We start from the raw sequence: 11675 nt of genomic DNA, 5'->3' as shown, positions 1-11675 counted from the left end.
ACTATCTTAGCTTAAACAAACTCTGAACTCACAGACATTAAAGATTAGGCAAGTGAACACTATCGTTTTATAAAAGATTGGTCATAAAAAGCATCTACACGCAAATCACGTCAGATTTCCGACAAGTACGCGATCGCCCCCGGTACATTCGCCCAGTACCACTTGTCCATGCGCTCTCATCTCTCCGTTTAGCCGAAACTGTGAAGTACAGGGATTTCCCTTGACTCCTGTAATACAAGCTAAATTAAGAATTTCTGCGCTTGATTGCATATTTAGGTGATATTACGCAATAATCGTAATGCAAAGTCATGCTTGTATGAGGTAATCACTTGTAATGGTCAAGCCTCAAATTGTTGTTCGACTGCCACCGGATCTATTGGAAAAACTAAACAAGTATGCCCAACAATCAGGTACATCCAAAACTGATGTAGTGATTGGTGCTTTGGCTCAGTATTTGGAATGTGCCGAAGCATTATCACTAAATCAAAAGATATCCCAACAGGAAGCAAGAGTAGCAACAGTAGAAGCGTTAGTGAAAATTAGTTAAATCAAAAGTATATAGAAAATTATTATGTCAGCAGAAACGCCAACACCAAAAACAATCTGGATTATTACAGAAGAAACCCAAGCCGCAACTACCCACGAAACAGTGACAAGAGGTGCAGGAAATAGCCGAGATATAGACGGAAGGCAGGGCGCAGGAATTACAAAAACAACGGAAGTGGTAATTACTAAACGAAAATCTGTAGAAGTAGGGAAGCTGAAACAGGAAATGCAAGGATTCCTACAAGCAATGAGAGAAATGCTGGATGAAGCTGACCAGCCAGATTCCAAAATACAGCTAGATGAAATAGAACTGTCAGTAGAAATCAACGGAGAAGGACAAATCAGCTTGTTTGGAATTGGCGGGGGTAAAGCTGGTGGTAAAGGGGCAATGACCTTTAAGTTTAAGCGCAAGTAATTAACACCGAATAGGGTGCGTTGATCTGCGCTCAAAAATCTTGCGCCAAACTCCGTAAAAGCGGATACTCAAGATGTATGTGCCATAAAAACCGTGGTTTTGATTAGTCCCTGCCCAAATTCATGAATAATGATTCCATTCAGAAAATCCTACTGTTAGCGGCCAATCCCATCGGCAGTAGATATCTGCGTCTGGGCGAAGAGATGCGGGAAATTGAGGAGGGGCTGAAAAGGTCAAAAAATCGAGAACGGTATTCTCTAGCCACAGCCCAAGCAGTACGCTACCGAGATATTCATAGAGCAATCCTGGAACACGAACCGCAAATAATTCATTTTTCAGGTCATGGGGCAGGAGAGGAAGGTTTAGTTTTTGAGGATGAAACGGGAGCAGCGAAATTAGTAGATGCAGAAGCGTTGGCCGGATTGTTTCAACTGTTTTCAGGGCAACTGGAATGTGTAGTTCTGAATGCTTGTTATTCCCAGGTACAAGCAGAAGCGATCGCGCAACACATTCCCTATGTCATCGGTATGAAGAAGGCGATTGGAGATCAGGCGGCGATTGAGTTTGCCGTAGGGTTTTATGATGCGTTAGGGGCAAAAAAATCCTATGAGTTTGCCTACAAGCTTGGCTGTAATGCGATCAGAATAGCTGGAATATCAGAACAAGATACTCCCACTTTTTTAAAAACTGCCCAGATTGAGCCAATGTCTGTGAAAGCTCAATCCCCTCAAAGTGCTTCTTCTGGTATCTCAACGACTCAGTTTGATGTTTTCTTAGCACACAATACCCAAGATAAACCTCAAGTTAGGGCGATCGCACTTGCACTCAAACAGCGAAATATAAAGCCTTGGCTAGATGAAGAACAAATTCCACCAGGGCGTTCATTCCAAGATGAGATACAGCAAGCAATCCCACTGGTTAAGTCTGCCGCTATATTTATTGGTTCACAAGGGCTAGGACGTTGGCAGAGTTGGGAGTTAAAAACATTCATAGCAGAGTGTGTTGAAAACAAAATCCCTGTAATTCCTGTATTGCTGCCTGGAGTGAATAATTTACCCGAAGATTTAGTGTTTTTGAAGCAGCTAAGATGGGTTGCTTTTTCCAATGGAGTTGATGACGAGGCTGCAATAAATTTATTGGCGTGGGGCATAACTGGAGAAAACCTCCAGAGCCGCGAACAGTTGCAGCAAAAGCCAGGGAAAATCCCAACAAAAAGTGTTCTTCAAAATATAGATGCTTCTCAAAATCGGCGGATTCAGTCAAATTCTCCCAACTTCTTCGCTTATGATGATGCTTGGGTTGGTCGTGATAGCCTGATTCAAGAATTGAGCGAGCGCATTCGTCGTCACTGCCGACTACTAATTTTGGTTGGTATTACAGGAATTGGTAAAACGGCTCTCGGTGAACGACTGGCAGTAGAAGTTGCTGACTGGTTTGAAAATGACTGGTCACATTATCGCCAAGAAAACTTTGATGACGAACAGCAAACTTCCGATTTTGCCAGTGTTGCTGCTCGTTGGCTGGAAAAATGGGGAGAATTGATTACCCCCGATGATCGCAAAGATCCACAACGGCTTCTGAATCGGCTAATCAGACATCTACGAGAGAATCGCTACCTAGTGCAAATGGACTCTCTGGAAAACATTTTGCAGGGAAATGAAGATGAAGGATGGAGCGACTTTAAGGATGAGTGGTGGCTGAAATTCTTTGATGGCTACCTGAAAGCAGAATCCTGTGAAAGCTGTTTTATCCTGACTTCTCAAGATTTACCTGGACAAATTGAAGAAGTGGGTACGCGATCACAAAATTTTTGGTACTGTCAACCCTTAAGTGGTCTGGAGAAATCTGAACAAATTGCTTTATTTGAGAAAACTGAGTTAGACGTAAGCCCTAACTCCACCAGTAGAACGTATTTGGAACGGATTGGTAGTGCATACGAGGGACATCCTTTGGCACTAAGGGTCATAGCAGGAGAAATCAAAAACAAACCCTTTAATGGAAATGTGTCGGCGTACTGGAACAGATATGGCAATGAAGTGGAGGAGGTCGAGAAGGCGATCGCTGAAGCTCAGGAAGGTAATACTTTTGGCGCAGATGATCAATTCAAATTAGATCGGTTTACAAAGACGCTGAGGCGGAACGTGCGATCGCGCCTGAATAAAACCTTCAAGCGGTTGCAAGAAGATGCTAAATGGGCTTACATCATGCTGTGTGAAACCTCAGTCTATCGCTGTGCTGTCCCCGAAGATTTCTGGTTAAGTCACTTAGAGGATTGGGATAGGAATGAAGATGAGCAAAGATTAGCTTTAGATGCGTTGCGCGATCGCTACTTAGTTGAGCAATTAGTGGATAAAGATCAATATTTGTTGAGACAGCATAATTTAATCAGAAGTTTGTCGTTGGAGTGTTTAAAACAATTGGGTGAAGAATATGAATAACCAAGTTGAGTTAGAAGCTAAAACGCAAAATGATTCAGAAAAAGCGAGTATTACTCCTTCTGGTGAGGAAATTTTAGCATTGCTTGATATTGATTCAACTACTGTTAAAGTAATGAAGCAAGGAATAAAGCGGACTTACTATCGAGCAGTTATTAATTGGCTTAGTAAATATAAAGTTAATCCAGAGTCTACTAATTTGGAAAAAGTTAAGGGTTATCTCGAAGCTTGTTACCATTTGTTTGAACTGGAAGCTTGGGAAATTGCGCTTATTCTTCTATCAACTCAACTCAACACATTTAAAAATCAGGAATTAGGTATTCAACTGGGTCTGTGGGGTTATTATAGAGAACAAATCAATCTTTATGGTAAACTTTTTGGCAAGCTAAATCATCAAATAGATGCTATTTGTTTGAAGAGTCTAGGTATTGCATATCGTTGGTTAACTGATTCTAGAGAAGCGCAAAATAACCTCAATCAAGCTCTGGCTATTTTTCACGAAATGGGAGACAAGCAAAATAGCGCACAGACATTGCATGAATTAGGACTTTTACAAGCTGATAATGGAAAAGACTTAGAATCTCTTACTTGCTATAATCAAGCATTGATTTTGTTCCGAGAACTAAGGCAATATCAAGGTATTGCTTCTGTACTTAATGATATAGCCAGAATTTATACTAATCAAAACAATTATACAAAAGTTGAAGAAATATATCAAGAAATTCAAAAAATTTATGATAGTTATCTTGTAGAAGAAAAAACAAAGATTAATCATGCTTGGATACTTTATAATTGGGGAAGAAATCTAGCAGATCAATGTAAAAATTTGGAGGCAATTCTGTACACAAATGAAGCTTTTAATCTATTCCAAAAACTAGATAATCGCTCTGGAATTGCTTGGTCTTTATATAGCTTAAGTATTCTAATGTTGAATCTTGAAAATAATTTATCTGCCTATAACTACATAACAAATGCGTTAGATTTGTTTAGAAAATTACAAAACAAAAATGGTATTGCTTTGTCATGTCATATTTTGGGGCGAGTCGCATTTAGGCAAAAAAATTATAAGCTTGTACGTGATTGCTACAAGGAAAATATAAAAATTTGGTATGAGTCCCAACATCTAGCTGGTGTTGCTTTTGCCTTGGAGGGATTTGCTCGTCTTGCAGTAGTATTAGAGCAGCCTGAACGAGGAGCGCGTCTATTTGGAAGTGCAGAAATCCTGCGTGATAAAACTCAGCGTATTCTTCCGCTCGCCGATCTTCCCGAATATAGAGATAGCATAGCTACTTTGCAGACTCTCATAGGCGAAACTGCCCTCAAAACTGCATGGGATGCCGGGCGAGTATTATCAGTCGAACAAGCAATCACTGAGGCACTTGGAAGTGATACATGAGTTAAACTTTACAACAAAAATAGCATTGAAAGCCAAACAATAAATGCTATAACTGACAGTCTGAATGGATACGAAAAAAAAGAATCAAGAACTGATAGATCAAGCTCAACAATTTATCAATTTAGGCGAAGCTTATTACTCTCAAGAAAAATACGCTGAAGCTCTAAATTGCTATCAGCAGAGTTTGAAAATTTCCCAAAGCTTACCTGATCAACGTTTAGAAGCGATCGCCCTACTCAGTTTAGGCTGGGTTTATCAAAAACTGGAAGCCGAAGATGGGCAATACGAGCAAATGCTCGCATCTCATCATCAGTGTTTGGAGATTGCCCAATCCATTAATGATCGCTGGCTAATTGCATCTTCTGCTATCGCTTTAGGACGCACCTACCTGGAACTGAAGCAGTACAACCAAGCAATCGATTATACTCAGCAAGGACTAGAGATCGTCCAAGAAATTCACCACCTATCGCTGGAGTTGAACGCACTGGTGGGATTGCGGCAATCTTATGAAGCTTTAGGACAAACAATTCCACTGACAGTTGCATCAGTCATACCTTCGGGACAATCGGTTCTAGCAGAGTTAGGAATCAAGAAAGAAGACTTGAAGGTAAGCCGACACAACCCGTACCGAGTTCATTATCGAGCAGTAATCAACTGGCTCACCAAGTATCACCCGCCACACGACACTCAGAATCTAGAACAGGTTAAAGGCTATCTGGAATCCTTTTACCATTTGTGTGAAGCAGATAATTGGAATGCAGCCAGCACATTAATATCTGTTAACCTTAATACACCTACACTCGAAGAATTTCACAACCAACTAAAGACTTGGGGTTATTACACAGAGCAGGCTCAACTTTACGAAAACCTCTTGTTTAAGGTCGATCCAGCATGGGATACCGTTTGTTTGAACGGTTTAGCTAATGTTCATACTGCGCGTGGAGAGTATGCAAAAGCGATCGCCCTACAACAACAACATACAGAAATTGCGGCAGCGAACCAAGACCCACAATCGCAAGGGTATGCGCTAGGAAATATTGGACTCAACTATTATTATCTAGGTCAATACACCGATGCAATTGATTATCTCCAGCAAAGTTTAAACATTCTGCAACAGCTTCAAGACTACAGAGCAGAGCAAATGTTCCTTGGCAATTTGGGGCTGGTATACTACGGGCTGGGAAATTACCAGCAGGCTGTTACTTGTCATCAACAGGCGTTAGAACTAGCTCGAACTCATCAAAATCGCCGGGGAGAAGGGGAAGCCTTGGGGAATTTGGGCAATGCCTATGCAGGTTTGGGAGATTTTGTCAAAGCAATCGAGCATCATCAACAGCACTTGGCAATCGCTCGTGAGGTAGGAGATCGTCAGGCTGAAGGAAATGCGTTAGGGAACCTGGGTAACGCTTACCAGAGTTTGGGTTATGCTACTGAAGCTATTGAATATCACCAGTTAAGCCTGACAATTGCTAAAGAACTTCAGGATCGACGTGGGCAAGCAACTTCATTCTGTACACTAGGCAACGCTTACTTCTCAGTGGGTAACTACTCCCAAGCAAATACCTCCTACTCTCAAAGCCTGCAAATTAGCCGGGAAATTCAAGACCGCAGATGTGAAAGTCAGGCACTTACAGGTTTAGGATTAATTGATGATGCTCAGGGGAACCATGAACAGGCAGTTGAGTATCATCAGCAAGCATTGAGGATTGCTCAAGAAATTGGTGATCGCGGTAGTGAAAGCACAATGTTGGGGCATTTAGGCAATGCTTCCCTGGGGCTTTTGGACTATACCAAAGCGATACAATGTTATCAGCAGAGTTTAGGAATTGCCTGGGAAACAGATGACCGAGACCAAGAACGTCTTGCCCTGGCAGGTCTAGGTGACACTGCCTTTTGTGTAGGGCAGTATGAACAGGCATTTGAGTTTTATCAACGAAGTCTGGAATTAGCTCAGGAACTGCAAAACCAACGAGGCGAAGTCACAATGCTGGTTAACTTGGGGACAACTTTGCTACAACTGGAGCAATACTCACAAGCCCAACAGTATTTGCTCACAGCATTGGAAAAATCCAAAGCAATTCATTTCTTGGCAAATGAAGCATTGGTACTGCGGAGTCTTGCAGAATTGCATCAAAAATTAGGACAACTGGAGCAAGCAATAAAATACTGCAATGAAGCACTAGCGATCGCTACTGAGTTGAACATACCTATTCTGCGAGATTGTCAGGATCTAGCAGCGCAACTGTCAGTTTCCATATTGCAAAGCAATTCATAAAAAAATATGAAAAGTGTTATACCTTCCGGTAGATCAGTTCTTGAACAAATAAATATTGACATAGGTTCGCTCAAAAACATCAAACCATCTTCAAAGCGTTCTCACTATCGAGCAGTCAATAATTGGTTGGAAAAATATCAACCTAAAGCAAATGCTTCCAACCTAGAACAAGTACAGGGGTATTTAGAAGCCTTCCACCATCTCTGCGAAATTGTGGAATGGCAGAAAGCTGAAATTGTTTTGTCTGTTTCTATTAATACAATCACTGGGACAAGCTATACATTGTATCGACAGCTAGAGATATGGGGTTATTACAGTCAACAGATTGAAATCTATAAAAGGCTTGCAGAAAATGAAAATGTTCCGTCTACCTTGTCTGTGATTGCCCTTGTCGGTTTAGGAAATGTATATGCTCGTCTTGCAAATTACACTGAGGCAATTTCCTATTCTCAAAAAGCTAGGGAGCAATCACACGCCAGCAATAACCTTCAGGGAAAGTCTAATGCTTTGAATAATCTCGGTATTGCTTATGCTGGTATGGGAAAATTCAAGCAGGCCTTCGGTTATTTTGAAGACAGCCTCAAAATTGCTACAGATGCAAAACTTCTTCCAGAACAAGCCAGAGCATTGGGGGATATGGGGAATACCTATGGTAATCTGAGACAGTTTTACAAAGCAATTAACAGCTTAGAACAATGCCGTGCAATTGCCTGCCAACTTGGTGATCGTGTCCTGGAATCCCAAGCTCTGGGGAACTTAGGAAACGCCTATGGCTACCTCAAGAATTATGCAAAAGCATCTGAATACTTTGAGAAATACCTGACAACCTCCCGTGAGCTAGAGAATCCTTCTGGGGAAGCGATTGCCCTAAACTGTTTGGGAGAGCTTTACCGACGAACCAAACAGTATGCTCAAGGAATATCCTGCTTTGAACAAAGCCTGTCCATAGCACGGGAAACAAGAGAATTATTCAGCGAGGGAGTTGCACTAGGCAATTTGGGATCTACCTATGGGGGTATGGGTAATTATCAGCAAGCTATTGAATATCATCGACAGGCTTTAGCAATTACGCGGAGAATTGGCGATCGCCAGGGAATCTTTCTTGCACAAATCAATCTGACATTGACTCACTTGGTTCTAAAGTTCTTCAGAATTTGGCACAGGCATAACTGTAATTAGCTCGTTCTTCTACTAAACGACGCAGCGCAACTGGAATATATAGAGAAGTTAATACTAATTTTTTTAAGATTTAGAGTAGATAATATTGTTGAAATCGAAAAAATATTTACTAAAAATAGTTATATAGCAGTCTTAAATCATTTGTGAAAATTATATATCTCTTTCTTCTAGATAAATAAAAATCAAAGCTTTATTTTGTTAAAAGGTTAGAAGTAATGAACAATTTTGTAGAATTAAATTTTTCAAAAATCAATTCAGAAGATTTAAAAATTACTCTTCTTGGAGAATCTATTTTATTAGAATTTGGTATTGACTCTAAAGTAATAAAGTCAATTAAGCCTAGTTGGAAGCGTACTCATTACAGAGCTATAATTAATTGGCTTACAAAGTATGATTACCAGCCAAACGCAACAAATTTAGAGAAAGTTAGAGGTTTTCTTGAAACATTTTGCCACCTCTGCGAAGTTGGAGACCAGGAAAGAGCTAGTCAATTGTTTATAAAACCTTTGAACTCATCTTCAGAATCACAATTATATTGGCTATTACATTTATGGGGATATTATCAAGAACAACTCAAATTATGTGAGCAATTAAAGGATAAGACAAGTCCGCAAATAAGTATGGCTTGTTATGATGGTGTTGGAATGGCTCATTATGGTTTATCCAACTATTCCCAAGGAATTGAAGCTTATCAAAATAGTCTGAAAATTGCTAGAGAAATAGGCTTTTTTAGTGGAGAAATAGCGTCGTTAAGCGGTTTGGGGCTTGTTAATAGTGGATTAGGAGAATATCAAAAAGCAATTGATTACCTTGAGCAAGCCTTAGTAATAAGTAGACAAATAAGCGATCAATCAGAGGGTAGCATCTTAAGTAATCTGGGAGATATTCATCGTCAATTAGGAGACTATCAGAAAGCAATTAACTATCATCAGCAAGCTCTAGTTATTTTAAGAAAAATTAGCAATCGCATTAATGAGGGCATTGTTTTAGGTAATCTGGGATCTGCTTACTACTCTTTAGGAGAATATCAAAAAGCGATTGACTATTATCAGCGAGCTTTGATTATCTCACAAGAAGTAAATAATCGCAAAGGGGAAGGCTCATCTTTCGTCAATCTTGGACTTGTTTACGATCAGTTAGGAGAGTATGAAAAGGCAATTTATTACTACCAGCAAAATTTAGTAATAGCTAGAGAAATAGGAGATCGCCAAGGAGAGAGTAATACTTTAAATAATCTCGGAATTGTTCATAAGAATTTAGGAGAATATCAAAAAGCGATTAAATACCATCAGCAAGCCTTAGTGATTACTAAGCAAATAGGGAATCTTCCAGGGGAGAGTCGTGCTTTAAATAATCTGGGACTTGTTTATAACTATTTAGGAGAATATCAAAAAGCGATTGAGTACCATCAGCAAGCTTTAACAATTGTTAGAAAAATAGGCGATCGTCAAGGAGAAGGTAAAAGTTTAGGTAATCTTGGGGTAGTTCATCGTGATTTAGGAGAGTATCAAAAAGCGATTAAATACCATCAGCAAGCTTTATTCATCTTGAGAGAAATAGAGGATCGTCAAGGAGAGAGTAATGCCGTACAAAATTTGGGGGTTATTTACTATTTATTAAGACAATATCGAGAAGCGATTGAATACAATCAACAAGCTTTAGAAATTTCAAGGGAAATAGGTACTCCTCAAACTGAGAGTAATGCTTTGGGAAGTCTGGGAATTATTTATAACGATCTAGGGCAGTATCAGGAGTCAATTAACTACCATCAGCAAGCCTTAATAATTAATCAGCAAATAGGACATTGTCAAGGAAAATGTAATGTTTTAGGCAATCTTGGTCTTGCTTATAGTAATTTAGGACAGTATCAAGAAGCAATTAATTATCATCAAGAAGCATTAGAAATTTCAAGGGAAATAGGTAGTCCCCAACAAGAAGGTAGTGCTTTAAATAATCTTGGACTTGTTCACACTAGTTTAAGTCAGTACCAACAGGCAATCGATTATCATCAGCAAGCATTAGTTATTTCACAAAAAATAGGTAATCCTCTGCTAGAGATTAATACTTTGGGCAATTTAGGAATAGTTTATTGTATTTTAGGGCAATATCAAGAAGGAATTGCTTACTATCGGCAGTCGCTAGAAATTGGGCAAAAAATGGGGGACTATCAATTACAAAGTAATGCTTTAGGCAATTTAGGGCTTGCTTATGGTAATTTAGGGCATCATCAAGAAGCAGTTGACTTCTTACAACAATATTTAGTGATCGCTAGAGAAATAGGAAATCGTCACGGAGAAGCATTTGCGTTAGTAAATATAGGCTATGCACAAATAAAAATAGAAAAGTACGACCAAGCTCTTAAAAATTTACAAGCATCTTTAGTTATTTTTCGTGAGATTCAATCCTCCGCAGGAGAAGCAACCGTTCTCCAAAACTTAGCAGAACTTTATCACAAAACTAACCAACCCCAACAAGCATGGGAATACTGCCAAAAAGCGTTACAGATGTCAAGAGAATTGACTATCCCATTAGTAAAGGAGTGTTTGGAGTTACAAGAAAAATTAACAGGGCAAAAAGTTCAAGGGATAAATTATTCTTGAAGAAGCTTGAGCTTAAAAATATAAGCTAAATTACCCGCTTTTAACCCTGTTCTGTTACTTTTGGAAAGCAATAATTGTAGCTCAACATTGAAACCTTTATCTAATCAAGCTTTGAGTCTTTCTTTTCTAATAAAAACTAAAATTTCTAGCCAAAAGCTGAAAAGTAAAGTTCCGCTCATGCTTTCAGGGATTGGCTTTTCCCAGTTTGACATAAGAGGGCTAATATCACCCCTGCACCGGAAACCGCCGCATCACAACAATTCGCAATTCGCGGCGGACGCTCGAAGACTCGCTACCGCTTCGCTAACGCAATTCGCAATTAATACTTGTGCTATCATCCCCCCACCGGAAACCGCCGCATCATTTCCGCCAACGCAACCGCCTCACCCTCCGGCGTATACGCAACGCCACCAGACATCGCAATCACGATCCTTTGCCGTCTTGCCCAATCAAACCAAGCACTAACATCGGCGGTAAAGGATAAGGCTATATTTCTACAGCCCTAGCCTCTGAATAAATTCTTAAACTAGAAAATCAAGTTGCTTTGGCTGAAGTTACTAGCAGTAAAGTTATTGAGTGTAACTAAGGTGCTGAAAGTTGCACTGCTACCAACACCATCAGCGTCAACTTGGATGAGAGTATTTGACCCAGATTGTATGCCTCTGATGTAACCGTTAGCGATGGGATTTGTGCCTGTGTAGTTGAAGCTGGCTAACCTTAGTGGTGCAGAAAAGTCCTGAAAGCTTGATATAGGGGGAATTTCACTGAGACAAGGGTGACAGAGAGGGGAAAGACATGGGATGCTCAAGTTTCCACACAAAAACTACCT

Annotated in this window: 10 protein-coding genes; 8 read left to right on the top strand and 2 right to left on the bottom strand. The window is 40.0% G+C overall.

Going from position 1 to position 11675, the window contains the following annotated elements; translation table 11 throughout:
• Nucleotides 1-105 precede the first annotated feature (105 nt).
• A complete protein-coding gene (locus tag H6G77_RS28110) occupies nucleotides 106-270 on the bottom strand; it encodes a hypothetical protein (protein ID WP_190873303.1) in 165 nt (54 codons plus the stop codon).
• 64 nt (nucleotides 271-334) lie between these two features.
• On the opposite strand from H6G77_RS28110, the gene H6G77_RS28105 reads away from it, so the two are divergent.
• The 8 genes from H6G77_RS28105 to H6G77_RS28065 all read left to right on the top strand — a co-directional run bounded on the left by H6G77_RS28105 (nucleotide 335) and on the right by H6G77_RS28065 (nucleotide 11330).
• Nucleotides 335-547, top strand: coding sequence for a DNA-binding domain-containing protein (locus tag H6G77_RS28105; protein WP_190873302.1), 213 nt, complete (start codon nucleotides 335-337; stop codon nucleotides 545-547).
• Between the two features lie 24 nt (nucleotides 548-571).
• On the top strand, nucleotides 572-961 hold the full coding sequence (locus tag H6G77_RS28100; protein WP_190873301.1) for a hypothetical protein: 390 nt from the start codon (nucleotides 572-574) through the stop codon (nucleotides 959-961).
• A gap of 122 nt (nucleotides 962-1083) precedes the next feature.
• Nucleotides 1084-3399: a TIR domain-containing protein gene (locus H6G77_RS28090; protein WP_242049328.1), complete on the top strand. Its 2316-nt coding sequence runs from the start codon at nucleotides 1084-1086 to the stop codon at nucleotides 3397-3399.
• Nucleotides 3392-4792 carry a tetratricopeptide repeat protein gene (locus H6G77_RS28085; protein ID WP_190873300.1) on the top strand — a complete coding sequence of 467 codons (1401 nt, stop codon included), beginning with the start codon at nucleotides 3392-3394 and terminating at the stop codon, nucleotides 4790-4792. Before H6G77_RS28090 ends, H6G77_RS28085 begins: the two co-directional genes overlap by 8 nt.
• Nucleotides 4793-4856: 64 nt before the next feature.
• The gene (locus H6G77_RS28080) at nucleotides 4857-7067 is read left to right on the top strand and encodes a tetratricopeptide repeat protein (RefSeq protein ID WP_190873299.1); all 2211 of its coding nucleotides are present in this window, start codon (nucleotides 4857-4859) and stop codon (nucleotides 7065-7067) included.
• Between the two features lie 6 nt (nucleotides 7068-7073).
• Nucleotides 7074-8246, top strand: a complete 1173-nt coding sequence (locus H6G77_RS28075; RefSeq protein ID WP_190873298.1) for a tetratricopeptide repeat protein — start codon at nucleotides 7074-7076, stop codon at nucleotides 8244-8246.
• A gap of 215 nt (nucleotides 8247-8461) precedes the next feature.
• A complete protein-coding gene (locus H6G77_RS28070; protein ID WP_190873297.1) occupies nucleotides 8462-10846 on the top strand; it encodes a tetratricopeptide repeat protein in 2385 nt (794 codons plus the stop codon).
• 328 nt (nucleotides 10847-11174) lie between these two features.
• Nucleotides 11175-11330 carry a hypothetical protein gene (locus H6G77_RS28065; protein ID WP_190873296.1) on the top strand — a complete coding sequence of 52 codons (156 nt, stop codon included), beginning with the start codon at nucleotides 11175-11177 and terminating at the stop codon, nucleotides 11328-11330.
• 42 nt (nucleotides 11331-11372) lie between these two features.
• Here H6G77_RS28065 and H6G77_RS28060 read toward each other — a convergent pair whose 3' ends face one another.
• Nucleotides 11373-11654, bottom strand: coding sequence for a hypothetical protein (locus H6G77_RS28060; RefSeq protein WP_190873295.1), 282 nt, complete (start codon nucleotides 11652-11654; stop codon nucleotides 11373-11375).
• Nucleotides 11655-11675: the final 21 nt, after the last annotated feature.

Source organism: Aulosira sp. FACHB-615, from assembly GCF_014698045.1.
GTDB lineage: Bacteria > Cyanobacteriota > Cyanobacteriia > Cyanobacteriales > Nostocaceae > Nostoc_B.
This window is presented reverse-complemented; position numbering and strand designations above follow the sequence as displayed.

What these genes read in the sequence shown, in the direction of transcription:
- H6G77_RS28110 (WP_190873303.1), bottom strand. Translation starts at nt 270, where the DNA reads ATGCAATCAAGCGCAGAAATTCTTAATTTAGCTTGTATTACAGGAGTC.
- H6G77_RS28105 (WP_190873302.1), top strand. Translation starts at nt 335, where the DNA reads ATGGTCAAGCCTCAAATTGTTGTTCGACTGCCACCGGATCTATTGGAA.
- H6G77_RS28100 (WP_190873301.1), top strand. Translation starts at nt 572, where the DNA reads ATGTCAGCAGAAACGCCAACACCAAAAACAATCTGGATTATTACAGAA.
- H6G77_RS28090 (WP_242049328.1), top strand. Translation starts at nt 1,084, where the DNA reads ATGAATAATGATTCCATTCAGAAAATCCTACTGTTAGCGGCCAATCCC.
- H6G77_RS28085 (WP_190873300.1), top strand. Translation starts at nt 3,392, where the DNA reads ATGAATAACCAAGTTGAGTTAGAAGCTAAAACGCAAAATGATTCAGAA.
- H6G77_RS28080 (WP_190873299.1), top strand. Translation starts at nt 4,857, where the DNA reads ATGGATACGAAAAAAAAGAATCAAGAACTGATAGATCAAGCTCAACAA.
- H6G77_RS28075 (WP_190873298.1), top strand. Translation starts at nt 7,074, where the DNA reads ATGAAAAGTGTTATACCTTCCGGTAGATCAGTTCTTGAACAAATAAAT.
- H6G77_RS28070 (WP_190873297.1), top strand. Translation starts at nt 8,462, where the DNA reads ATGAACAATTTTGTAGAATTAAATTTTTCAAAAATCAATTCAGAAGAT.